Annotated in this window: 21 protein-coding genes and 1 tRNA gene; 13 read left to right on the top strand and 9 right to left on the bottom strand. The window is 74.6% G+C overall.

Going from position 1 to position 22947, the window contains the following annotated elements; all coding sequences use genetic code 11:
• Positions 1 to 152: 152 nt before the first annotated feature.
• The 6 genes from rho to argS form a co-directional block, all read right to left on the bottom strand.
• Positions 153 to 2243 carry a transcription termination factor Rho gene (gene rho / locus BD833_RS16385; RefSeq protein WP_243737727.1) on the bottom strand — a complete coding sequence of 697 codons (2091 nt, stop codon included), beginning with the start codon at positions 2241 to 2243 and terminating at the stop codon, positions 153 to 155.
• Positions 2244 to 2613: 370 nt separating this feature from the next.
• Positions 2614 to 3564: a homoserine kinase gene (gene thrB, locus BD833_RS16380; protein WP_243737726.1), complete on the bottom strand. Its 951-nt coding sequence runs from the start codon at positions 3562 to 3564 to the stop codon at positions 2614 to 2616.
• On the bottom strand, positions 3561 to 4634 hold the full coding sequence (gene thrC, locus BD833_RS16375; protein WP_166534228.1) for a threonine synthase: 1074 nt from the start codon (positions 4632 to 4634) through the stop codon (positions 3561 to 3563). Before thrC ends, thrB begins: the two co-directional genes overlap by 4 nt.
• Entirely contained in the window at positions 4631 to 5923 is a 1293-nt protein-coding gene (locus BD833_RS16370; protein ID WP_166534227.1) for a homoserine dehydrogenase, read from the bottom strand. The genes thrC and BD833_RS16370 overlap by 4 nt, the downstream gene beginning before the upstream one ends.
• Positions 5920 to 7413, bottom strand: a complete 1494-nt coding sequence (gene lysA / locus BD833_RS16365) for a diaminopimelate decarboxylase (protein WP_166534226.1) — start codon at positions 7411 to 7413, stop codon at positions 5920 to 5922. The genes BD833_RS16370 and lysA overlap by 4 nt, the downstream gene beginning before the upstream one ends.
• A complete protein-coding gene (gene argS, locus BD833_RS16360) occupies positions 7410 to 9071 on the bottom strand; it encodes an arginine--tRNA ligase (RefSeq protein ID WP_166534225.1) in 1662 nt (553 codons plus the stop codon). The genes lysA and argS overlap by 4 nt, the downstream gene beginning before the upstream one ends.
• A gap of 152 nt (positions 9072 to 9223) precedes the next feature.
• Between argS and BD833_RS16355 the strand changes: the two genes are divergently transcribed.
• The 5 genes from BD833_RS16355 (at position 9224) to BD833_RS16335 (ending at position 12286) form a co-directional block, all read left to right on the top strand.
• Complete coding sequence (locus tag BD833_RS16355; RefSeq protein WP_166534224.1) at positions 9224 to 9976, top strand: DUF3105 domain-containing protein; 753 nt, start codon at positions 9224 to 9226, stop codon at positions 9974 to 9976.
• Positions 9977 to 10024: 48 nt separating this feature from the next.
• Positions 10025 to 10696: a DUF305 domain-containing protein gene (locus BD833_RS16350; RefSeq protein WP_166534223.1), complete on the top strand. Its 672-nt coding sequence runs from the start codon at positions 10025 to 10027 to the stop codon at positions 10694 to 10696.
• Between the two features lie 70 nt (positions 10697 to 10766).
• Positions 10767 to 10838: transfer RNA gene (locus tag BD833_RS16345), tRNA-Arg, on the top strand.
• Positions 10839 to 10913: 75 nt separating this feature from the next.
• Positions 10914 to 11810: an alpha/beta fold hydrolase gene (locus tag BD833_RS16340; RefSeq protein ID WP_243737725.1), complete on the top strand. Its 897-nt coding sequence runs from the start codon at positions 10914 to 10916 to the stop codon at positions 11808 to 11810.
• Positions 11811 to 11866: 56 nt separating this feature from the next.
• Positions 11867 to 12286 (top strand): hypothetical protein, encoded by a 420-nt coding sequence (locus BD833_RS16335; protein ID WP_166534222.1) that lies wholly within the window; start codon positions 11867 to 11869, stop codon positions 12284 to 12286.
• Here BD833_RS16335 and BD833_RS16330 read toward each other — a convergent pair.
• Positions 12276 to 13046, bottom strand: coding sequence for an SDR family NAD(P)-dependent oxidoreductase (locus BD833_RS16330; protein ID WP_166534221.1), 771 nt, complete (start codon positions 13044 to 13046; stop codon positions 12276 to 12278). The two genes, BD833_RS16335 and BD833_RS16330, sit on opposite strands and share 11 nt — an antisense overlap.
• A 124-nt stretch (positions 13047 to 13170) precedes the next feature.
• Here BD833_RS16330 and BD833_RS16325 point away from each other — a divergent pair, with 124 nt between their 5' ends.
• The 4 genes from BD833_RS16325 to BD833_RS16310 are packed head-to-tail and all read left to right on the top strand — an operon-like array spanning position 13171 to position 16723.
• The gene (locus tag BD833_RS16325; RefSeq protein ID WP_166534220.1) at positions 13171 to 14673 is read left to right on the top strand and encodes a long-chain-fatty-acid--CoA ligase; all 1503 of its coding nucleotides are present in this window, start codon (positions 13171 to 13173) and stop codon (positions 14671 to 14673) included.
• A complete protein-coding gene (locus BD833_RS16320; protein ID WP_243737724.1) occupies positions 14670 to 15065 on the top strand; it encodes a hypothetical protein in 396 nt (131 codons plus the stop codon). The genes BD833_RS16325 and BD833_RS16320 overlap by 4 nt, the downstream gene beginning before the upstream one ends.
• The gene (locus tag BD833_RS16315) at positions 15049 to 16173 is read left to right on the top strand and encodes an alpha/beta fold hydrolase (RefSeq protein WP_166534219.1); all 1125 of its coding nucleotides are present in this window, start codon (positions 15049 to 15051) and stop codon (positions 16171 to 16173) included. The genes BD833_RS16320 and BD833_RS16315 overlap by 17 nt, the downstream gene beginning before the upstream one ends.
• Position 16174: 1 nt before the next feature.
• A complete protein-coding gene (locus BD833_RS16310; protein ID WP_166534218.1) occupies positions 16175 to 16723 on the top strand; it encodes a GNAT family N-acetyltransferase in 549 nt (182 codons plus the stop codon).
• Positions 16724 to 16754: 31 nt separating this feature from the next.
• Here BD833_RS16310 and BD833_RS16305 read toward each other — a convergent pair whose 3' ends face one another.
• Both BD833_RS16305 and BD833_RS16300 read right to left on the bottom strand, forming a co-directional pair.
• The gene (locus BD833_RS16305; protein WP_166534217.1) at positions 16755 to 18392 is read right to left on the bottom strand and encodes an ABC-F family ATP-binding cassette domain-containing protein; all 1638 of its coding nucleotides are present in this window, start codon (positions 18390 to 18392) and stop codon (positions 16755 to 16757) included.
• A gap of 63 nt (positions 18393 to 18455) precedes the next feature.
• Positions 18456 to 19571: an adenylate/guanylate cyclase domain-containing protein gene (locus tag BD833_RS16300; RefSeq protein WP_166534216.1), complete on the bottom strand. Its 1116-nt coding sequence runs from the start codon at positions 19569 to 19571 to the stop codon at positions 18456 to 18458.
• Positions 19572 to 19727: 156 nt separating this feature from the next.
• Between BD833_RS16300 and BD833_RS16295 the strand changes: the two genes are divergently transcribed.
• From BD833_RS16295 to BD833_RS16280, 4 genes are all read left to right on the top strand, one after another.
• Positions 19728 to 20768, top strand: a complete 1041-nt coding sequence (locus BD833_RS16295) for an ABC transporter ATP-binding protein (protein ID WP_243737723.1) — start codon at positions 19728 to 19730, stop codon at positions 20766 to 20768.
• Complete coding sequence (locus BD833_RS16290) at positions 20765 to 21514, top strand: ABC transporter permease (protein ID WP_166534215.1); 750 nt, start codon at positions 20765 to 20767, stop codon at positions 21512 to 21514. The genes BD833_RS16295 and BD833_RS16290 overlap by 4 nt, the downstream gene beginning before the upstream one ends.
• A 115-nt stretch (positions 21515 to 21629) precedes the next feature.
• Positions 21630 to 22427, top strand: a complete 798-nt coding sequence (locus BD833_RS16285; protein ID WP_243737722.1) for an ankyrin repeat domain-containing protein — start codon at positions 21630 to 21632, stop codon at positions 22425 to 22427.
• A gap of 138 nt (positions 22428 to 22565) precedes the next feature.
• On the top strand, positions 22566 to 22947 hold a 382-nt coding region (locus BD833_RS16280; RefSeq protein WP_424945175.1), incomplete at its 3' end, for a 2-oxoglutarate dehydrogenase E1 subunit family protein.

Genomic DNA, 22947 nt, shown 5'->3' with positions numbered 1-22947 from the left:
GGTTCGCTTGGTGGAACGCCGGGCGGCGGGTGGTATTCCGCGCCGCGGGAGGGGCTCGGTCGACCAGTCTCCCAGATCGCCGAGAAGTGCTGGAACGGGCCCCGTCCAGGGCCCGCCCCCGGCTCGCGAAGGGTGGGCCCTGGACGAGTCCGTCAGTCCTTGTCCGGTCCCAGCGTGGTCTTCTGGATCTGCATGAGGAACTCGACGTTGTTGCGGGTCTTCTTCAGCTTGTCGAGCAGCAGTTCCAGCGCCTGCTGGGGCTCCAGTGCGGCGAGCACCCGGCGCAGCTTGATGACGATGGCCAGCTCGTCGGGCGACATGAGGATCTCCTCCTTGCGCGTGCCCGACGCGTTGACGTCGACGGCCGGGAAGACCCGCTTGTCCGCCAGCCGGCGGTCCAGCTTGATCTCGGCGTTCCCGGTGCCCTTGAACTCCTCGAAGATGACCGTGTCCATCGTGGAGCCGGTCTCGACCAGCGCCGAGGCGATGATCGTCAGCGAGCCGCCGTTCTCGATGTTGCGGGCGGCACCCAGGAAGCGCTTGGGCGGGTAGAGCGCCGTGGAGTCGACACCACCGGACAGGATCCGCCCGCTGGCGGGGGCCGCCAGGTTGTAGGCGCGGCCCAGGCGGGTGATCGAGTCCAGCAGGACGACGACGTCGTGGCCCATCTCGACCAGGCGCTTGGCCCGCTCGATGGAGAGCTCGGCGACCGTGGTGTGGTCCGACGGCGGCCGGTCGAAGGTCGAGGCGATGACCTCGCCCTTCACCGAGCGCTGCATGTCGGTGACCTCCTCCGGACGCTCGTCGACGAGGACGACCATCAGGTGGCACTCGGGGTTGTTCGTCGTGATCGCGTTGGCCAGCGACTGCAGCACCATCGTCTTGCCGGCCTTGGGCGGCGACACGATCAGCGCGCGCTGCCCCTTGCCGATCGGCATGACCAGGTCGATCACCCGGGTGGTGAGCAGGTGCGGCTCGGTCTCCAGCCGCAGGCGGTCCTGCGGGTAGAGCGGCGTGAGCTTGGTGAACTCCGGCCGGTTGCGCGCCTGCTCGGGGTCCAGGCCGTTGACCGAGTCGAGCCGGACGAGCGCGTTGTACTTGTCCTTGCGCTCGCCCTCCCGGGGCTGCCGGACGGCGCCGGTGATCGCGTCACCGCGGCGCAGCCCGTAGCGGCGGACCTGCGACAGCGAGACGTAGACGTCGTTCGGCCCGGTCAGGTAGCCCGAGGTGCGGACGAAGGCGTAGTTGTCGAGCACGTCCAGGATGCCGGCGACCGGCAGGAGGACGTCGTCCTCGCTGACCGTGGGCTCGCCCTGGTCGAAGCGGTCCCGGCCGGTGCCGCGCTTGTTGCGGTCCCGGTACCTGCGCCCGCGACGGCCGCGGCCGCCCTCGAAGTCGTCGTCGTCCTCGTCGGCGGGGTTGGGCCCGCGACCACCGTCGTTGCGGTTGTCCGTCCGGTTGTCCGGCCGGCCGCCGCGGTCGTTGCGGTCGCGGTCGGGCCCGCGGTTGCCGTCGCGCTCGGTGCGGTCCCGGTCGTTGCGGTCGCGACCGCTGTCACGGTCGCTGCGCTCCCGGTTGGCGTCGCGGTCGGCGCGGTCCCGGTTGGCGTCGCGGTCGGTGCGGTCCCGACCGTTGTCGCGGCCGTTGTCCCGGTCGTTCCGGTCCCGGCCGGCGTCCCGGTCGTTCCGGTCGCGGCTGCCGCGGTCGTCACCGTCGCGGTTGCCGCTCTCGCGGTTGCCCTCCCGCTCGCCGCGGCCGCGGTTGCGGTCGCGGTTGCGCTGCGGGCGGCCGCCGTCCTCGCCGTCGCGGGGCTCGGTGCCGGCCGGGGCGGGGGCCTCGGCGGGCGCGGAGCCCTGGACCGGCGCGGAGTCCTGGACGGGGGCGGAGTCGGCCGCGGGGGCCTGCTCGGCGGAGGGCTCGCTCGTGGTGGTGGGCGAGCCGGCCGGCCGGCTGGCCCCGCGCCGCGCCCGCGTGGGCGCAGGCGTGCTCTCGCCGGTGAGCGGGCCGCCGTTGGCGCCCCCGCTGACCGGGGCCTCGAGCGGCGCGGACGACGCCGCCACACCGCGAGCGGTGTCGGCGCCGTCGGTGCCGGCCGGCTCGGTGCGCGGCGCCGGGGCGCCGGCCTCGGCGTCCCCGCCGATCTGGCGGGCCGAGATGGCTGCGACCAGATCGCTCTTGCGCATCCGGCCGGTGCCGGCGATGCCGAGCTCGCCGGCGAGGCGCTGCAGTTCGGGCAGCAGCATGCCCGAGAGTCCGTTGCCGCGGCGGCGGGGTCGGCCCGCCGTCCCAGGAGCGGCAGTGCCCTCGGTGGACGGTGCGTCGGTAGGCGCGCCGTTTCCGCCGAGGTCCGTGGTTTCGCTCACGTACAGGTCCTTCCCTGCGGTGACCTGCGCGTCTCAGCGCAGGGGGTGCCCGGTCCCCGGCGGACCGGCCCTGGGAGTGGACGGGTGCGCGTCAGGAGACAGGTCGAGAGGTGCGAGGCGGATCAGCGGCGAAGAGGTTCGGTCATCTGCTTCGGCCCCGCGCGAGGCTCGCCCGAGTGGGCGGCTACGCCGTGAGCCTAGTCCCAGCTCACGGGCAGGACAACACCGGATGATCTCGGCGTGTTCCCCGTTACCGAGACGATACCTCCGGAGCCTCGCGCAGCACCCGCGCGCCGGCCAGGTCGATCGGCAGCGGGAGCACGCGCCAGCCGGCCGGCACCAGCGCGGCGACCTCCCGCACCCGCAGCGCGGCGGCGGGGTCCCCGGCGGGGTCGTCGGGGTGCCTGCGGGTCAGCACGAGGACGCTCGGTCCGGCGCCGGACACCACGGCCGCGTGCCCCGCGTCGCGCAGCCGGTCGATCACCGCCAGCGACTCCGGCATCGCCGCCGCCCGCTGCCGCTGGTGCAGCCGGTCCTCCGTGGCCTCGAGGAGCAGGCCCGGTTCCCTGGTCAGCGCATGCACCAGGAGCGCGGCGCGGCCGGCGTTGAAGGCGGCGTCGCCGTGCGGCACGGACCCGGGCAGCAGGGTGCGCGCCACGTGCGTGGGCAGCACGAGCTCCGGCACGAGCACGACCGCGAGCACCTCGTCGGAGACGTCCAGCCGATCGGCCCGGGCACCGCCGGCCGTCGACCACGACAGCGTGGCGCCGCCGAGCAGGCACGGGGCGACGTTGTCCGGGTGGCCCTCCAGGGCGTCGGCCAGCCGCAGGACCGCGTCGCCGTCGACGGCGTCCACGTCCGGGCACAGCGACCATGCCGCGAGCAGCCCGGCGACCACCGCCGCGGCGGAGGACCCCATCCCCCGCCCCTGCGGGATGCCGTTGTCCGCCTCGATCCGGAGCCCCGGGGCGTCCCACCCCAGCTCCGCGCACCCGGCGCGGAACGCCCGTGCCACCAGGTGCGACTCGTCCGGCGCCAGCGTCCCGGCGCCCTCGCCGCGCACCACGATCTCGGTCGAGCCCCGCTCGAGCAGGGAGAAGTCGAGGACGTCGTGGCACGCGAGCGCCAGCCCGGCGCAGTCGAAGGCGGGTCCGAGGTTGGCGCTCGTGGCGGGGACCCGGATCCGGACCACCCCGGTCACAGGCCGAGCTGGGCGGCGGCGGCCGCGGCGTCGACCGGGATCGTGACCGGCGCGGGGGCACCCGAGATCGCCCATTCGGGGTCCTTCAGGCCGTTGCCGGTGACGGTGCAGACGATCCGTTGCCCCGGCTCGAGCTCCCCCGCGGCGGCGACCTGCAGGAGCCCGGCCACCGACGCCGCGGACGCCGGCTCGACGAACACTGCCTCGCTGCGGGCCAGCAGCCGGTACGCGGCGAGGATCGCCCGGTCGGTCACCGCGTCGATGCGGCCGCCGGACTCATCACGGGCGGCCAGCGCCTTGGTCCAGGACGCGGGGTTGCCGATCCGGATGGCGGTGGCGATGGTGCTCGGGTTCTCCACCACCTGGCCGCTCACGATCGGTGCGGCGCCGGCGGCCTGGAAGCCCCACATGCGGGGGGTGTGCGAGGCGGGCCCGGGGTCCTCCGACGTGTCGCAGTACTCGCGGTAGCCCTGCCAGTAGGCGGTGATGTTGCCGGCGTTGCCGACCGGCAGGCAGTGGATGTCCGGAGCATCGCCGAGCGCGTCGACGATCTCGAAGGAGGCGGTCTTCTGCCCCTCGATGCGGAACTGGTTGACGCTGTTGACCAGACTCACCGGGTAGTCGATGGCCAGCTTGCTGGCCAGGGCCAGGCAGTCGTCGAAGTTGCCCTCGACCTGGAGCAGCCGGGCGCCGTGCACCAGCGCCTGGGCGAGCTTGCCCATCGCGATCTTGCCCTGCGGCACGAGGACGGCGCAGGTCATGCCGGCCCGCGCGGCGTAGGCGGCGGCGCTGGCGCTGGTGTTCCCGGTGGAGGCGCAGATGACCGCCTGCGCGCCCTCCTCGAGGGCCTTGGTGATGGCCATCGTCATGCCGCGGTCCTTGAAGGAGCCGGTCGGATTGGCCCCCTCGACCTTGAGGAAGACCTCGCAACCGGTGCGGCGGGAGAGCTCCCGGGCCGGCACGAGCGGCGTCGCCCCCTCCTGGAGGGTGACCACCGGGGTCGACTCCGAGACCGGCAGCCGGGAGCGGTAGGCCTCGATGAGGCCCGGCCAGACCGGGGACACGCTCATGACAGACCCTCCACGCGCAGCACGCTGGTGACCCCCCGGACGGCGGGCATCTCCCGCAACGCGGAGATCGTGGCCGACAGCGCCGCGTCCGGGGCGCTGTGGGTCACGATGACCAGCGTGGCGGCGTCGCCGCGGCCGGTCTGGCGGACGGTGGAGATGCTCACGTCGTGCGTGGCGAACTCCTGCGCGACGGCGGCGAGCACACCCGGCTTGTCGGCCACGTCGAGGCTGACGTGGTACCGCGTCGGCGTCTCGGCCATGGGTCGCACGGCGAGGTTGGCGTAGCCGGTGACCCCGGGCCCCGGAGCGCCGGTCATCCGGTTGCGCGCGACGGCGACCAGGTCGCCCAGCACGGCGCTGGCGGTGGGCTCCCCGCCCGCACCCTGGCCGTAGAACATCAGCTGCCCGGCCGCCTCGGCCTCGACGAAGACGGCGTTGAACGCGCCGCCCACCGAGGCCAGCGGGTGGGACGTCGGGATCATCGCCGGGTGCACCCGGACCGCGACCGAGTCGCCGTCCTCGCCCGGGACCCGCTCGCAGATGGCGAGCAGCTTCACCGTGCAGCCGATCTCCGCCGCCCGGGCGACGTCGGTGGCGGTGACCGTGGAGATCCCCTCGCGGTGGACGTCGGCGGCCGACACCGGCGTGTGGAACGCCAGCGACGCGAGGATCGCGGCCTTCGCGGCCGCGTCGAAGCCGTCGACGTCGGCGGTCGGGTCGGCCTCCGCGTAGCCGAGCTCGGTGGCCTCGGCCAGCGCCTCGCCGAAGCCCGCGCCGGTCTCGGCCATGCGGGACAGGATGTAGTTGGTGGTGCCGTTGACGATGCCCACGATGCGGGAGAGCTGGTCGCCGACGAGGGACTCGCGCAGCGGCCGGAGGATCGGGATCGCGCCGGCGACGGCGGCCTCGTAGTGCAGGTCCACGCCGGCCTTCGCGGCCGCGGCGTGCAGCGCCACGCCGTCGTCGGCCAGCAGCGCCTTGTTGGCGCTGACCACCGACTTGCCGGCCTCGAACGCCGCCAGCATGAGCGAGCGCGCCGGCTCGATGCCCCCGATGACCTCCACGACGAGGTCGACGTCGTCCCGGGTGACCAGGGCGTGCGCGTCGGTGGTGAGCAGGTGCGCCGGCACGTCCGGGTGGTGCGCGGGGCGGCGCACGGCCACCCCCGCCACCTCCACCGGGCGGCCGATGCGGGCGCCGAGCTCGTCGGCCTGCCCCTGCAGCACCCGCAGGACGGCGCTGCCGACCGTGCCGCAGCCGAGCAGGGCCACCTTGAGGGGTCCGGTCACGAGGTCGCTCCCGCGGGGTGCTCGGGCGCCGGCTGGTCGATCGCCGGCGAAGGGGCGGGGCGGTCGGCGAGGACCGCGTCGAGGGCGAACACGTCGGACAGTGTCTGACGTCGCACGATCTCGGTGGCCGCGCCCCCCCGGACGGCGACCACCGGCGGCTTGAGCAGGTAGTTGTAGTTGCTCGCCATCGACCAGCAGTAGGCGCCGGTGGCGGCCACGGCGAGCAGGTCTCCGGGGACGACGTCGGAGGGCAGCCACAGGTCGCGGACCAGGATGTCGCCGCTCTCGCAGTGCTTGCCCACCACCCGGCACAGCGCCGGCGGGGCGTCGGAGACCCGGTTGGCCAGCACGCAGGTGTAGGCCGCGTCGTAGAGGGCGGTGCGGATGTTGTCGCTCATCCCGCCGTCGACGGAGACGTAGTTGCGCACCAGCGGCGTGCCCGGCGCGCCGGAGGCCCCGAGCCGGACGGGCTTGATCGTCCCGATCTCGTAGAGCGTGACCGTGCCCGGACCGGCGATGGCCCGGCCCGGCTCCACCGCCAGCCGCGGCACCGGCAGGCCGAGCTCCGCGCACTCCGCGGCGACGACGGTGCGCAGCTTCGCCGCGAGGTCGGCCGGGGTGACCGGGTCGTCCTCGGGCAGGTAGGCGATGCCGAAGCCGCCGCCGAGGTTGAGCTCGCCGACGACCTGCCCGGTGGCGTCGCGGACGGCGCCCATCAGGCCGACGACCCGGTGCGCGGCGGCCTCGAACCCGGCGGTGTCGAAGATCTGCGAGCCGATGTGGCTGTGCAGCCCGGCCAGGTGCAGCGCGGGCTCGGCGGTCACCCGGCGGGCCGCCTCGAGCGCGTCGCCGGTGGCCAGCGAGAAGCCGAACTTCTGGTCCTCGTGCGCGGTGGCGATGAACTCGTGGGTGTGCGCCTCGATGCCGACGGTCGCGCGGATGAGGACCCCCACCGGCGCCCCTCCCCCGGCGACCCGCGCCGCGGCCAGCGGGACCAGCCGGTCGATCTCGTCGAAGGAGTCGAGGACGACCAGCCCGATCCCCGAGTCGACGGCGAGCCGCAGCTCGACCAGCGACTTGTTGTTGCCGTGCAGCGCGATCCGCTCGGCGGGGAACCCGGCGGCCAGGGCCACGGCCAGCTCGTTGCCGCTGCAGGCGTCCAGGTGCAGGCCGTCGTCGGCGATCCACCGGGCCACCTGGCCGCAGAGGAAGGCCTTCGACGCGTAGTGGACGTCGGCGCCCGCGAAGGCCGTGGCGAACTCCGCGGCCCGGCCGCGGAAGTCGCCCTCGTCGAGGACGAACAGCGGGGTGCCGTGCGCCCGCGCCAGGTCGGTGACCGCCCGGCCGCCGAGGTGCAGCTCGCCGTCGATCCGCTCCGCCGAGCGGGGCCAGACGTGCGGGTCGAGGGAGCCGAGCTCGGCCGGGGGCGCGCCGGCGGCCGTCGGCGGGGTGATGTTCCCGTGCAGGGGACCCGCGGGGTGGGCCCTCACATCCGCTCCGGCGCGGAGACGCCGAGCACGGCCAGCCCGTTGCGCAGCACCACCGCGGTGGCGGCGCACAGCCACAGCCGGGCCGTGGTGAGCACCGTGGCCTCCTCGTCACCGCGGGGCAGCACCCGGCAGGAGTCGTAGAAGCGGTGGTAGGTGCCGGCCAGCTCCTCCAGGTAGCGGGCCACCCGGTGCGGCGCCCGCAGCTCGGCCGCCGACGTGAGCACCCGCGGGAACTCCCCGAGCGCCCGCAGCAGGTCGTTCTCCCGCTCGTGGGTGAGCTGGGCGACGTCGACGTCCCCGGCTTCGCCGAGGGCCAGGCCGAGGTCGCCGGCGTTGCGCAGCACCGAGGAGATGCGGGCGTGCGCGTACTGCACGTAGAAGACCGGGTTGTCGTTGGTCTTCCGGGTCCAGAGGTCGATGTCGATGTCGATCTGCTGGTCGACCGAGGCGCGGGCCAGCGCGTAGCGGGCGGCGTCGCCCCCGATCGCGTCGACCAGGTCCTCCAGGTTGACCACGGTGCCGGCGCGCTTGCTCATCCGGACCGGCTCCCCGTCGCGGAGCAGGTTCACCAGCTGACCGAGCAGGATCTCCAGGTGCGTCGCGGGGTCGTCACCGGCCGCGGCCACCAGCGCCTTGTACCGGCCGACGTACCCGGAGTGGTCGGCGCCGAGCATGATCACGACCTTGTCGAAGCCGCGGCCGCGCTTGTCCAGGTAGTAGGCGCAGTCGGCCGCGAAGTAGGTCGACTCGCCGTCGGCCTTGACCAGGACGCGGTCCTTGTCGTCGCCGAACGTGGTGGTGCGCAGCCACACCGCGCCCTCGGACTCGTAGACGTGGCCCTGCTCGCGCAGCCGGGCCACCGCCTTCTCCAGGGCGCCGGCCTCGTGCAGCGACGTCTCGGAGAACCAGACGTCGAAGTGGACGCCGAAGCCCGCCATGGTGCTGCGGATCTCGTCGACCATGAGCTCCACGCCCCGGGCGCGGAAGACCGGCAGCTGCTCGTCCTCCGGCCGGTCGAGCAGGCCGGGCTCGGCCGCGACGACCTGGGTGGCGATGTCGCCGATGTAGCTGCCGGCGTACCCGTCCTCGGGCACCGCGCGGCCGTTCGCCGCGGCCTGCAGGCTGCGGGCGAACCGGTCGATCTGGGCCCCGGCGTCGTTCAGGTAGTACTCGCGGGTCACGTCGGCACCGCTGGCCTGCAGCAGCCGGCCGATCGCGTCACCGACGGCCGCCCACCGGGTGCCCCCGATGTGCACCGGCCCGGTCGGGTTGGCCGAGACGAACTCCAGGTTGAGCTTCTGCCCGGCCAGCGAGGTCGTGCGGCCGTAGGCCTCCCCCGCCGTCACCGCGTCGACGGCGATCCGGCCCAGCGCACCCTGGGCGAGGGTGATGTTGAGGAAGCCCGGGCCGGCGATGTCGACCGTCGCGATCCCCGGGTGCGTGCGCAGCTCCGCGGCCAGCAGCTCGGCCACCTCGCGCGGCGGCCGCCCGGCCGGCTTGGCCAGGCGCAGGGCCACGTTGGTCGCGTAGTCACCGTGCTCGGGGTTCTTCGGGCGCTCCACCACGACGCCGGCGGGCACGTCGACGGGCAGCGCGCCTCGCTCGACCACCGCGGCCACGGCGGTGCGAACGGCGTCCTGAAGCTGCTCCGGTGTCACCCGGCGAGCGTACTGACCGCATGATGACGCCCCGTCGGGCCGCCCGCCTCCCAGCCGACGCACAGGTGCGCGACCTAGACTCGCCGCCGGTACGAGGGGCTGTCCGGGCCCCGCACGCCCGGCGCGGACGCGCCCTGTGACGAGGAGAGGCCTTGGCCAAGGACCGCACGCCCGACAAGAGCCGAGCGACCGGCGGTGGGGCCTCCCGCGCCGGCGGGCGCGGCACGGGCGGCCGGACCAGGCCACCGACGCAGGTGGTCGCCCACCAGCGCCCGTGGGGGCTCATCGCCGGCGCCATCGCCGTGGTGGTGTTCGCCGCCGCCGTCATCGGCTACGCCGTCGTGCAGGTGCGCGAGGCCGACGCCCTCAACGTCGAGTCGATCGACGAGATCGCCGGGGCCGGGGTCTACGAGTACGAGGGTGGCCAGCACGTGACCACCCCGGTCGAGTACGAGCAGTCGCCGCCGGTCGGCGGGGAGCACGACCCCTACTGGGCCGACTGCACCGGCAGCGTCTACGACGTCGACATCCGGCACGAGAACGCCGTGCACAGCCTCGAGCACGGCGCGGTGTGGATCACCTACAACCCCGACGAGGTCTCCGACGACGACGTCGCGACGCTCGCCGAGCTGGTCGACGGCGTCTCCGGCCGGATGCTCTCCCCCTACGAGGGGCTCGACTCCGCCGTGAGCGTGCAGTCCTGGGGCGAGCAGGTGAAGGTCGACAGCGCCGACGACCAGCGGATCAAGCAGTTCGCCGACCTGATGACGTACAAGTCCGGCGACTTCCCGGAGCCCGGCGCCACCTGCGAGAACCCCGCGTTCCTCGCCGACCCGCTGGTCGCGGGCGCGCCGAGCTCGGCCGGCACGGACACCGACACCGACGGCGCCGTGACCAACCAGTGAGCAGCACCTCCTGACCGCCGTCCGACCCGCCCTCGCGGAGGTGATCCCGTGACCGATCCGACCGCATCCCGCCGCAGCCCGCTCCGCGTCGCCCTGCTCGCCGTGATCGGCGTCGGCCTGCTCCTCCTCGGCGGGGGGCTGGCCGTCGCGCTGGGCCTGGGCGGGGACGCCGACCCCGCGGCCGACTCGGTGGACGCCGGCTTCGCCCGGGACATGTCCCGCCACCACCTCCAGGGGGTGGAGATGGCCAACCTCGTCGCCGAGCGCAGCGAGGACCCGGAGGTGGAGCAGCTGGCCTTCGACATCTCCGCGACGCAGACCAACCAGGCCGGCCGCATGCAGGGCTGGCTGGCGCTCTGGGACGTGCCGCTCACCGGCGGCGAGACGATGGCCTGGATGCCCGAGGGCGAGGGCCACGCCGGGCACGACATGGCCGGGATGTCCATGGGCGCCGGCGCGCTGATGCCCGGCATGGCCACCGAGGACGAGCTGGCCGAGCTCCGCGGCCTGTCCGGCCGTGCCTTCGACGTCGAGTTCCTGCAGCTGATGATCCGGCACCACCAGGGCGGGTTCGAGATGGCCGAGTACGCCGCGGCGAACGCCGAGGAGCAGGCCGTGCGCGACCTCGCCCGGTCCATCGAGCAGTCGCAGGGCGTCGAGACCGAGACGATGACCGACATGCTCGCCGCCCGGGGCGGCGCCCCGCTCCCGGCGCCGTGACCCCGGCCCGGGAACCTGCGTCCCGGGCCGTCGTGGGGGGCTGGTAACTTCTCTCCTGCCCCACCACCGAGCCCCCGTAGCTCAGGGGATAGAGCACCGCCCTCCGGAGGCGGGTGCGCAGGTTCGAATCCTGCCGGGGGCACCCTTCCGCACCACCCGCCCGACGTCCTCCAGGCCGGTGATCCCGAGCCTCCCGCACTGGGCTAGCGTCCGCGGCATGGCGACCAGCGAGATCCAGCGGGCCCGTGTCGGTGAGCTCGAGCTGGCCTACGAGACCTTCGGCGACGCGGCGAACCCGCCGGTCCTGCTGGTGATGGGCCTGGCCACGCAGATGATCGGCTGGCCCGACGACTTCTGCCGGGGCCTGGCCGACCGCGGCCTGTTCGTCGTCCGGTTCGACAACCGCGACATCGGGCTCTCCACGCACCTGGACTCCCTCGGCGCCCCCGACGTCATGGCGGTCCTGGGCGGCGACCGGTCCGCCGCCGCCTACGCGCTGGCCGACCTCGCCGAGGACACCGTCGGGCTGCTCGACGCCATGGGCCTGGACAGCGCGCACGTGGTCGGCGCCTCGATGGGCGGCATGGTCGCCCAGCTGGTCGCGATCGCCCACCCGGAGCGGGTGCGCAGCCTCACCTCGATCATGTCCACCACCGGCGACCCGGCCGTCGGCGCGCCGGACGAGGCGGCGATGGGTGTGCTGCTCGCCGCTCCCGCCGGTGACCGCGAGGGCGCGATCCAGCGGGTCGTCGACACCTATCGGGTGATCGGCTCCCCCGGCTTCGAGTTCGACGAGACGGCCGTGCGCGACCGCGCCGGGCTCTCCTTCGACCGCGCCTACGACCCGGCCGGGGTCGCCCGCCAGCTCGCCGCGATCCTGACCACGCACGACCGCACCGCCGACCTCGGCCGGCTGACCGTGCCCACCCTGGTGATCCACGGCGCGCAGGACAGCCTGGTGAACGTCTCGGGCGGCCGGGCGACGGCGGCGGCGGTGCCGGGCGCGGAGCTGCTGGTGGTCGACGGCATGGGCCACGACCTGCCCCGCGAGGTGTGGCCGCAGCTCACCGACCGGATCACCGCACTGATCGAGGGCGTCGAACGCCGAGCGTGACCGCCGCTCCGGCGGGGCTCCCCACGGCCGGGGGGTCGGCGTAGCGTCGAGGAACTGTGAACTGGGTCACGATCGAGGTCTTCGACGGCGGCACACCGGCCGCCGGATGGCTGCGTGCCTGGCACGACCTGCTCGTCGAGACCGCGGTGACCTCGGGAGCCCGCTTCTGGGACGAGCACGAGCACCGCTGGGGCGTCGTCCTCGAGTTCGTGTTCGACGAGGAGACCCAGCGCGACGGGTTCCGCGACTCCCCCGCGGTGCGGGCGGCGCTGGACGCCGCGCCCGACCCGGTCAACGGCGTCCTCGTCTACCCGCACCGGGGCGGCGGCAGCGGCAGCCGCCAACCCCGGCACCCGCGCCCGGTGCGGGGCAGCGGTGCGGCGGCGCTGCCGGAACCGGACCCGGACGCCGACCGGGTGCGCCCGTGCACCGCGCGGACCGATCTCGCCGCCGGCGGTTCGCCGGTCAGCTGGTGAGCATCCCGCCCTCGACCGGGATGGTGGTGCCGGTGACGTACCCGCCGGCGTCGCTGACGAGGAAGACGAGCGCGGCGGCGAGCTCCTCGGGCTCGCCCTTGCGCCCGACCAGCACCCGCGTCAGCTGCGACTCGATGTAGCCCTCGGGGTACTGGTCGGTCATCTCGGAGGTGAAGAAGCCCGGCGCCAGGGCGTTGACCCGGATGCCCTTGCGCCCGGTCCACTGCTGCGCCAGGTCGCGGGTGAGCCCGATGAGAGCGGCCTTGCTGGCCGCGTACGCCGCCTGCGGCAGGCCGGCCGTGGTCAGCCCCAGGACGCTGGAGATGTTGACGATCGAGCTCCCCGGCTGCATCACCCGGCCGCACGCCTGGGCCATCCAGTAGCAGCCGTTGAGGTTGACGTCGATGACCTGCCGGAACTGCTCGGGGGTCTCCCGCGTCGCGGGCGCGGCGGTGCCGACCCCCGCGTTGTTGACCAGGATGTCGACCTTGCCGAACTCGGCCATCGCCGCGTCGACCAGCGCCTGGCAGTCCTCCGGCCGGGAGACGTCGGTGGCCACGCTGATCGCCCGCCGACCCGTCGCCTCCACGGCCCGCTGGGTGTCGGCCAGCCGGTCGGCGCGGCGCGCGCCCAGGACGACGTCGCAGCCGGCCTCGGCCAGGGTCCGGGCGAAGACCGCACCGAGCCCGGAGGAGGCGCCGGTCACGACGGCGACGCGGTCGTCGAGGCGGAACAGGTCGAGGATCGAGCGGTCGGCCATGAGCGGTGTTCTCCCTCGGGGGGACGGCGGGGCGGTCGCGTCACCGTATCCGTCCTGTGCGGTAGATCACCCGGTGAGCGGGTAGGGGGCCGGAGTCCAGCCGTCGGGCCAGGGGGGACCCACCATGACCAACCTCGCGCAGAACCTGCTCGACTCCGCGAGCCAGCACCCGGAGCGCCCGGCCCTCCGGATGGACGACGCCGAGCTGAGCTACGGCGAGTTCCGGGACGCCGCCCTGGGGGTGGCCGCGTCGCTGCGGGAGCGCGGCGTGCAGCCCGGCGACCGGGTGGGGCTGGTCCTGCCCAACGTGCTCGCCTTCCCGGTCGCCTTCTACGGCGCGCTCCTCGCCGGCGCCGCGGTCGTCCCGATGAACCCGCTGCTCAAGGCGCGCGAGGTGCAGTACTTCCTCGAGGACTCCGGGGCGCGCGTCGTCGTCACGCTGGAGGCCACCGCCGGACCGGTGCGCGAGGCGGCCGACGTCGTCGGCGCCGAGGCCGTCGTGGTGGGGCCGGCCTCCCCCGCCGAGCTGATGGCCGCCGAGCCGCTGGACGCCCCGGTGGAGCGGGACGGCGAGGACCTCGCCGTCATCCTCTACACCTCGGGGACGACCGGGCAGCCCAAGGGCGCCGAGCTCACCCACGCCAACCTGAGCGGCAACGCGCTGACCACCGCCGACACCCTGGCGGAGAACACCGCCGACGACGTGATCATGGGCTGCCTGCCGCTGTTCCACGTCTTCGGCCTGACCTGCGGGCTGAACACCGCGGTGCTGCGCGGCTCGCTGCTCACGCTCATCCCCCGGTTCGACGGCGCGAAGGCGCTCTCGGTCATCGCGCGCGACCGGGTGACCATCTTCGAGGGCGTCCCGACGATGTTCGCCGCGATGCTGCACTCCCCCGGCGACGGCGAGCACGACGTCTCCAGCCTGCGGCTGTGCGTCTCCGGCGGCTCGGCCATGCCGGTGGAGATCATGCGGTCGTTCGAGGAGCGGTTCGGCTGCACGATCCTGGAGGGCTACGGCCTGTCCGAGACCTCCCCGGTGGCCTCCTTCAACCACCCGCACGCCGAGCGCAAGCCCGGCTCCATCGGCACCCCCATCCGCGGCGTGGAGATGCGCCTGGTCGACGACGACGGCAACGCGGTGGGCGCCGGCGAGGTCGGCGAGATCGCCATCCGCGGCGAGAACGTGATGCGCGGCTACTGGGAGCGGCCCGAGGAGACGGCGAAGGCGATCCCCGACGGCTGGTTCCGCACCGGCGACCTCGCCCGCACCGACGAGGACGGCTACTTCTTCATCGTCGACCGCAAGAAGGAGATGATCATCCGCGGCGGCTACAACGTCTACCCGCGGGAGATCGAGGAGGCGCTGTACGAGCACCCGGCGGTGGCCGAGGTGGCCGTGGTCGGCATCGCGCACCCCGAGCTGGGCGAGGAGGTCGCCGCGGCGGTCGCCCTGAAGCCCGGCGCCGCGGCCGAGCCCGACGAGCTGCGCGAGTTCGTCAAGGCGCGGGTGGCCGCCTACAAGTACCCGCGGCACCTCTGGCTGGTCGAGACCCTGCCCAAGGGGCCGACCGGGAAGATCCTGCGCCGCGCCGTGGAGGTCCCGCAGGAGGTGGGCACCCGATGAGCCGGCCCCCGGCCCCGCGCACTCCCCCGCCGGCCCCGCCGCTGTGGCGACAGGCGTTCGACGCCGCCGAGCGTGCGGTCGCCCCGCGAGCCGAGGACGTGGTGCGCAACGAGTACTTCGCGCTGGCCACCGCGCTGGTCCGCCGCGCGCAGAGCGTCGCGGGCGGATCGGTGCAGAGCCTCAGCGCCCGCGCCTGGCACCTGCTGAACCTGCCCGCCGGCAGCGACATCAGCCGGCTGCGCGCCCAGATCGGCTCGCTCGACCGCGAGGTGCGCCGGCTGACCATCCAGCTGGAGCAGGAGCGGCGACGCAGCTCCCCGTCCCGCCGCCGCGGTGCCCCCCGTCCGACCGACGCGCAGACCACGGAGGACAGCGATGCCGACGGTGCCTAGCCCGCAGACGGTGCTCGACCGCGTCCGGCGCGACGTCGAGCGCAACACCCTCCGTGCCCGCAACGGGATCAAGATGGTCGCCGGCGTCGACCGGCCCGGCGTCGGGCAGACGCCCAAGGACGTCGTCTGGCAGCGGGGGCGCACCCAGCTCTGGCACTACCGCAACGACCCCGAGATCCACGGCGGCGTCCGCTACGGGCCGCCGCTGCTGATCGTCTTCAGCATGGTGAGCCGCAGCTACATCCTCGACCTCACCCCGGGCAACAGCTTCGTGGAGCAGCTGCTCACGGCCGGCTTCGACGTGTACATGCTCGACTGGGGGGAGCCGGACGAGCGCGACGCGAACAACGGGCTGGAGGACTACGTCGACGACTACATCCCCGCCGGCGTCGACCGCGTCCTCGAGCTCTCCGGTGCCGACGAGGTCAACCTCTTCGGCTACTGCTTCGGCGGGGACCTGGCCCTGCTCTACGCCGCGCACCACCCCGACGCGCCGTTGCGGAGCCTCACCGTGCTGGCGACCCCGGTCGACTTCCGGCACATGGGCCCGCTGGCGGACATCTTCGCCGTCGGCGGGATGGATGTCGGTTCGGTCCTCGACTCGGACGGCAACGTCCCGCCCTCGATCGTCGTCCAGGGCTTCCGGGCACTGACCCCCACCGCGGAGGTGACCCGTTACGTCACCCTGTGGGAGCGGCTCTGGAACGACGAGTACGTCGCCTCGTACCAGGCCATGACCGGCTGGTCCGACGACCACGTGCCCTTTCCCGGCGCCGCCGCGAGGCAGACGGCGGAGATGCTGGTGCGGGGCAACGGCATGGTCAACGACCGGCTCACCGTCGGCGGGGACCGGGTGCACCTCTCCGACATCCAGGTGCCGTTCCTGACCGTGCGGGCCAACCGCGACCACATCGTGCCGCCGGACGCGACCGCGCCGCTGATCGACCTGGTCGGTTCCCCCGACAAGCACGAGCTCTGCCTCGACGCCGGGCACATGGGGCTGGTCGTGGGCCGCACCGCGGCGAAGACGACCGTGCCCACGATCATCGACTTCGTCCGCCGGCGCAGCGACCCGCTCGATGCCGCCGAGACCAGCCGGGAGGCCTGACATGACGGTGGTGGAGCTCGGACCGGAGCGCTGCGACGCGCTGCTGCGGTTCTTCCGCGAGCTGCCCGAGGGCGACCTGACCTTCATCAAGGAGGAGGTCACCGATCCCGACGCGGTCCGCTCGTGGGCGGCAGACGGCACCGCGGGCGGCCGCTGGGTGGCCGTGGACGACGGCACGGACGAGGTGACCGGCTATCTGGCGGTGCGCCCGCTCCCGGGCTGGTCGGACCACGTGGGCGAGCTGCGGCTGGTGGTCGCACCGGGCCGGCGGGGCAGCGGGCTGGGCCGCGAGCTGGCCCGCCACGGGCTCGTCGAGGGGGTGCGGTCGGGGCTGCGGAAGATCGTCGTCGAGGTGGTGGCCGAACAGGGGTCGGCGCTGGCGCTCTTCAGCGACCTCGGCTTCAGCGGCGAGGCCCTGCTCCGCGACCACATCCGCGACCGCGGCGGCGAGCTGCGCGACCTGATGGTGCTGGCGCACCACGTCTCCGACACGTGGGCCGGCATGGACACCGTGGGCGTCGCCGACGAGCTGGGCGCGCCGGCCGGCTGACCGGCTCGGCCGCCCTCCCGGTGCCGTGGCCTCAGCGCTCGGTGACCCGGCCGACCTCGACCTCGAACCGCCGGGTGGTCGCGACCGCCTCGAGCATCCGGCGGTCGTGGGTCACCAGCAGCAGCGTGCCGGGGTAGTCGGCCAGCGCCTGCTCCAGCTGCTCGATGGCCGGCAGGTCCAGGTGGTTGGTCGGCTCGTCGAGCACCAGCACGTTGACCCCGCGCGCCTGCAGCAGCGCCAGCGCCGCGCGGGTCCGCTCCCCGGGCGAGAGCGTGACCGCCGGCCGCAGCACGTGGTCGGCGGTGAGCCCGAACTTGGCCAGCAGCGTGCGCACCTCGGCCGTCGGCCGGTCGGGCACCTCCGCTCCAAAGGTGTCCAGCAGCTGCCCCGAGCCGAGGAAGCGCCCCCGCGCCTGGTCGATCTCGCCGACCCGCACCGCCGGGCCCACCGCCGCGGAGCCCTCCTCGAGCGGCACCCGGCCCAGCAGCGCCGCGAGGAGCGTCGACTTCCCGGACCCGTTGGCCCCGGTGATGGCCACCCGGTCCCCCCAGTCCACCTGCAGGTCGACCGGGCCGAGGGTGAACCCGCCCCGGCGGACGACGGCGCCGCGCAGGGTCGCCACGACGGCGCCCGCGCGCGGGGCGACGGCGATCTCCAGCCGCAGCTCCCACTCCTTGCGGGGCTCCTCGACGACGTCGAGCCGCTCGATCATCCGCTGGGTCTGCTTGGCCTTGGCCGCCTGCTTCTCCGAGGACGCCCGGTTGGCGGCCTTGATGTGCTTGTCGCCGTCCTTGGACTTCTTGATCGAGTCGCGGACGCCCTTGGCCATCCAGTTCTTCTGCATCCGGGCCCGCGCCTCGAGCGAGGCCTTCGTGTCGGCGAACTCGTCGTACTCCTCGCGCGCGTGCCGGCGGGCCACCTCCCGCTCCACCAGGTAGGCCTCGTAGCCCCCGTCATGCACCCGGACGAGCTGCTGGGCGAGGTCGAGCTCCACGATCCGGTTGGTGGTGCGGGCCAGGAACTCCCGGTCGTGGCTGACCACGACCACCCCGGCGCGGGTCCCGGTCACGAACCGCTCCAGCTGGTCCAGCCCGGCCAGGTCCAGGTCGTTGGTCGGCTCGTCGAGGAGCAGGACGTCGTACCGGGACAGCAGCAGCGCGGCCAGCCCGACGCGGGCGGCCTGCCCGCCGGAGAGCCCCGCGGTCGGCGCGTCGAGCGCGACGCCGGGCGCCACCTCGGCCACCACCTCGGCGGCCCGCTCGTCCAGGTCGGCCCCGCCCAGGGCGAGCCACCGCTCCAGCGCGTCGCCGTAGTCGTCGTCGGCGCCCGTTGCGCCCGCGGTGAGTGCCTCGGTCGCGGCCTCCATGGCCGACTGGGCAGCGGCGACACCGGTCCGCCGGGCCAGCGCGGCCAGGACCGTCTCCCCCTCCCGTCGCTCGTGCTCCTGCGGCAGGTAGCCGAGGGTCGCGCCGGGCGGGCTGAGGACGATGCTCCCGGCCTCGGCCGGCAGGTGCCCGGAGAGGGTGCGCAGCAGCGTGGACTTGCCCGCGCCGTTCACCCCCACGAGCCCGACGACGTCGCCGGGGGCGACCACGAGATCGAGGCCGGAGAAGAGCACGCGGGCGCCGTGTCCGGCAGCCAGTCCGCGGGCGACGAGGGTGGCGCTCACCCCCACAGCCTGCCAAGGCCGCCGCGGCGGCCCGCGGCCGCCGTCACCGACGCGCCGGGCGGGTCACCCGCCGGGGCGCTCCCCGCCCTCGTCGGGCGCGTCCTGGTCGAGCGGATCCATGTCGGGCGCCTCCTGGTCGAAGGCGTCCTCGTCGTAGCCGCCGTCGCCCTCGGGCTCCCCCGCCGCGCCCTTCGGCCGGCGGACCAGCCAGGGCTGGAGGTGGTCGTAGCCGCGCACCGACACCCGGCGCAGCGGCCGCACCCGGTACCCGGGCAGCCCGCGCAGCCGGTCGGCCAGGTCGCGGTCGACCAGCAGCGCCCCCGGCCGGGCGAGCGAGGTCAGCCGGCTGGCCAGGTTGACCACCGGCGAGTAGACGTCGCCCAGCCGGGTGAGCACCCGGCCGTAGGCGGCGCCGACCCGCAGCGGCGGCCGCTCCGCCGTGCCCCACGTGCCGGGGAGCTCGAGCCCGATGTCGGCGGCGTCGGTGGCCGACCGGGCGGTGAACAGCACGCCGTCCCCGACCGTCTTGACCACCCGCCCGTGGTGCCGGGCGATGACCTCGGCGGCGATGCTCTCGAAGTCCTCGACCATCGCGCCGAGCTCGCGGCCGCCCATGCCCCGGCTGCGCGAGGTGTAGCCGACCAGGTCGGCGAACCCGACCGCGAGCTCGCGCCGGTCGCCGGGGCCGGTGGCCGCGAGGAGCCGGTCGACGTTGGCGGCGAGATGCCGGCGCCATACGTAGTCCTGCACCTCGCGCAGCCGTGGCAGGAGGGCCTGCGCGGCGGCGACCGCGCGCTCGGTGGTCACCTCGGCGGTGTCCCCCTGCCGCGCGCCGCGCAGGAGGGCGTCGGCCAGCATGTCGGTCTGCCAGTCGGCCAGCCGGGACAGCGACTGGCCCATCGCCCGGGCGATGGACGCCTCGGTGTCCTCGTCGACGAACCCGGAGTCGATGAGGGTGGAGAGCACCCCGAGCGCGGCGATGTCGGCGTCGGTGAACGCGGGGTCGTCGTCGGCGGCGTCCGGGAAACCGAGGGCGCGCCACAGCCGCTGGGTCCGTTCCGGCGGCATGCCCGCCAGCCGACCGACGTCCAGCCGGGTGTACCGGCGGGGGCCGTCGAGCAGCAGCCGCTCGAGCGCCTCCCGCGCGTCGGGCCCCGGGACCTCTCCGGGCTCGCTCACGCGCCGCACTCTAGGGGACCGCGACCCGCCGTGTGCCCGGGGTCACGGCCGGCCGGGCGGTGGCGCGGGGGCGACGATCCGGTGCACCGGGGACGACGACCGGGGAACCGGCGCCCGTCGCCCGGCGCGGGGGTCCCGCGGGGCCGCCGGGTGCGCTTGGATGGGAGCTCGCGAGCACGGACGAGGGAGCCCGCCATTTCCAGCGCCAGAACGTCCAGCGCCCCGAGGCCCGGCGCCGGGACGCAGAGGGTCGAGCCGGTCCAGGTCGAGATCAGCGGCCTCACCAAGAGCTTCCGGAACGTCCGGGCCGTCGCCGACCTCGGCTTCACCGTCGAGCCGGGCACGGTCACCGGCTTCCTGGGGCCCAACGGCGCCGGCAAGACGACCACCCTGCGCATGGTCCTCGGGCTCATGCAGCCCGACGCGGGCACGGCCACGTTCAACGGCCGGACCTACGCCGAGCTCGCCGAGCCGCTCCGCACCGTCGGCGCCGTGCTGGAGACCGCCTTCCACCCGGCCCGCTCCGGGCGCAACCACCTGCGCGTCTACTGCCGCGCCGCCGGGTTCCCCGTCGAGCGCGCCGACGACGTGCTCGCCCAGGTCGGCCTGACAGACGCCGGCAACCGGCGGGCCGGCGGCTACTCCCTCGGCATGCGCCAGCGGCTAGCGCTGGCCACGGCGCTGCTCGGCGACCCCGCCGTCCTCGTGCTCGACGAGCCGGCCAACGGCCTGGACCCCGAGGGCATCCAGTGGCTGCGCGGATTCATCCGGCACCTCGCGCACGAGCAGGGCCGGACGGTGCTGGTCTCCAGCCACCTGCTGTCGGAGGTCGAGCAGACCGTCGACCGGGTCGTCATCGTCGGCGCCGGGCAGCTGGTCCGCGAGGGCTCGATGGAGCAGCTGCGGTCGGGGGCCGACGGCGCCGGGACCGTCCTGGTGCGCAGTCCGGAGCCGGTCCGGCTGGCCGACGCCCTGCAGGCCGACGGCATCCAGGTCGCGGTGGACGGCGACGCGCTCACCGTGAGCGGTCGGACCACGGCGGAGATCGGGGCCCGGGCGTTCGCCGCCGGGGTGGAGCTGCACGAGCTCCGCTCGAAGACCAGCGGGCTCGAGGAGATCTACTTCCAGCTCACCGCCGGGCGCGGGCAGTTCGCCGCGCCGTCGGCCGACCCGGTCGCCCAGGAGGCCACCCGATGATGCGCCTCGTCCGTGCCGAGTGGACCAAGCTGTTCACCACCCGCGTCTGGATCGGGCTGCTGCTCGGGGCGGTCGCGCTGGCGGTGCTGTCCTCGGTCATCCTCACCGCCTTCGCCGGCGATCCGGAGGTCGGCATCCCGGCGGTGGGCACGCCCCTCTACGAGCAGCTCGCGCTGGCCGGCCCGTCCAATTCCGTGGTGCTCATGCTGGTGCTCGGGGTCATCGGGACGACCCAGGAGTACCGCCACCGCACGGCCACCCCCACGTTCCTCGCCACCCCGCAGCGCGGCCGTGTGGTGGCCGCCAAGGTCCTCGCCTACGCGCTGGTGGCCGTGCCGTTCGCGCTCGTGGTGACCGCCGTGAACTACGCCGTCCTGGCGGTCTACGCCGGCGCCCGTGGCGCCGTCCCGGGACTCACCGGGGACAACCTCCGTGTGGTCCTCACCGCTGCGCTGGCCCTGGTGATCTACACCGTCATCGGCGTGGGTCTGGGCGCCCTGATCCGCAACCAGGTCGGGGCGATCGTCGGTGCGCTCGTCTACCTGTTCGTGATCGAGGCCCTCATCCGCCAGTTCATCGGCGGGGCGTACAAGTGGCTGCCCGGGGGCGGCCTGGAGGCGCTCACCGCGACGTTCGAGGGCCCGGACCTCCTGGAGGCGTGGCAGGGCGGGGTACTCCTCCTCGGTTACGGTCTGGTGGCGGCCGTGCTGGGCACGCTCCTGGCCGTGCGCCGCGACATCGTCTGAACGACATCGTCTGGACGAGGACCGCGTTCCTCGCCGCTCCGGCCTCCCCCGGGACGGCGTCCGGGACCCGGCCGCCCCGACCGGCACGACGACGGGAGACCGCTTGACCACCCGCATGACCGTCCAACGACTCGGCCGGCTGATCGTCGAGGGGACCGCCGACGAGGTCCGCAGCGCCGTCAGCGAGGCACCCCGCCTGCTGTCGGGCACCCTGGAGCGCGAGGGGCAGGGCGGCTGGACGCCGCTGCACCTGGCCGTGGCCTGCGACCGGCCGGACGTCGTCGACGTGCTGGTCGCGGCCGGCGCCGACCTGTCCGCCCGCACCGACCAGCACCGCACCCCGCTGCACCTGGCCCTCGAGCATGCCCCGGACCTGGTCCCCTTGCTCGTGGAGAAGGGCGCGGTCGTCGACGCACCGAGCGCCGCCTACCTCGACGACGCCGACCGGCTCACCGCCGAGCTCGACGCCGGTGCCGACCTGACCGACCCGGCCACCGGGATGGACCTGCTCGCCTGGGCCGCGCTGGGCGGCGCGGTGGGCACGGCCCGCCTCCTGCTGGCCCGGGGCGCCGACCCCGACGGCGGGGCGCTGCACGCGGCGGCCGCCGGCGGCAGCCCCGACCTGGTCCGCCTCCTGCTCGGAGCCGGGGCCGACGTGGACCGCCACGACCCGGACACCGGCCGCACGCCGCTGCACGCGGCGGTGTCGGCGGGAGCCACCGCGGCCTCGCCGGAGATCGTGCAGCTGCTGCTGGACGCCGGCGCCGACGTCGACGCCACCACGCACGACGGCGCCAGCGCCCTGGACATCGGCCGGGTGGCGGCCGCGCGCCACCGGCGGGCGGACGAGGGGCGGGCCAGCGGCAACGACGCGCTGGTCGAGCTGCTCGTGGCCCACGGCGCCACCCATTGATCCCCACGGGGGCCGCGGCAGGCCCCGCCGCGCGCACCGGGTCGACCGCCCGGTGCGGGCGTAGACTCGATACCCGGTCCAGCGACGCCCCGTAGACGCAGCCCCCAGACGAAGAAGGCACTCGACCCCGTGTCAAGCGTGAGTTCATCCCGACCGTCGTCCACCTCGTCCCCCGTCGCCGGTTTCGGCACCAACGAGTGGCTGGTCGAGGAGATGTACCAGCAGTTCCTCGCCGACCCGTCCAGCGTCGATCAGGCGTGGCACGAGTTCTTCGCCGACTACCGGCCGGGCGGCCCGTCCGGTGGTGGCGAACGCGGCCAGGCGGCCCCGCAGCAGGCTGCCCAGCAGCAGGCGGCCCCGGCTGCGCCCGCCGCGCCGAAGCCCGACGTCCAGCGCCCGGGCCCCGGGTCCCAGCCGACGGGGAGCTCGGACGTGCAGAAGACCAGCCAGCCCGCCCCCAAGGCCGACCCCCCCAAGGCCGACCCCCCCAAGGCCGACCCCCCCAAGGCCGACGCCCCCA

The sequence above is a fragment of the Blastococcus xanthinilyticus genome (genome assembly GCF_008124835.1).
In the GTDB taxonomy this organism is placed as follows: domain Bacteria; phylum Actinomycetota; class Actinomycetes; order Mycobacteriales; family Geodermatophilaceae; genus Blastococcus; species Blastococcus xanthinilyticus.
The sequence above is the reverse complement of the archived record's forward strand: the minus strand, read 5'-3'. Positions and strand labels throughout refer to the sequence as shown.

Coding starts and splice junctions, on each gene's coding strand:
- rho (WP_243737727.1), bottom strand. CDS start 2,243: ATGCTGCTGCCCGAACTGCAGCGCCTCGCCGGCGAGCTCGGCATCGCC.
- thrC (WP_166534228.1), bottom strand. CDS start 4,634: ATGAGCGTGTCCCCGGTCTGGCCGGGCCTCATCGAGGCCTACCGCTCC.
- BD833_RS16340 (WP_243737725.1), top strand. CDS start 10,914: ATGGCGACCAGCGAGATCCAGCGGGCCCGTGTCGGTGAGCTCGAGCTG.
- BD833_RS16330 (WP_166534221.1), bottom strand. CDS start 13,046: ATGGCCGACCGCTCGATCCTCGACCTGTTCCGCCTCGACGACCGCGTC.
- BD833_RS16325 (WP_166534220.1), top strand. CDS start 13,171: ATGACCAACCTCGCGCAGAACCTGCTCGACTCCGCGAGCCAGCACCCG.
- BD833_RS16320 (WP_243737724.1), top strand. CDS start 14,670: ATGAGCCGGCCCCCGGCCCCGCGCACTCCCCCGCCGGCCCCGCCGCTG.
- BD833_RS16315 (WP_166534219.1), top strand. CDS start 15,049: ATGCCGACGGTGCCTAGCCCGCAGACGGTGCTCGACCGCGTCCGGCGC.
- BD833_RS16310 (WP_166534218.1), top strand. CDS start 16,175: ATGACGGTGGTGGAGCTCGGACCGGAGCGCTGCGACGCGCTGCTGCGG.
- BD833_RS16290 (WP_166534215.1), top strand. CDS start 20,765: ATGATGCGCCTCGTCCGTGCCGAGTGGACCAAGCTGTTCACCACCCGC.
- BD833_RS16285 (WP_243737722.1), top strand. CDS start 21,630: ATGACCGTCCAACGACTCGGCCGGCTGATCGTCGAGGGGACCGCCGAC.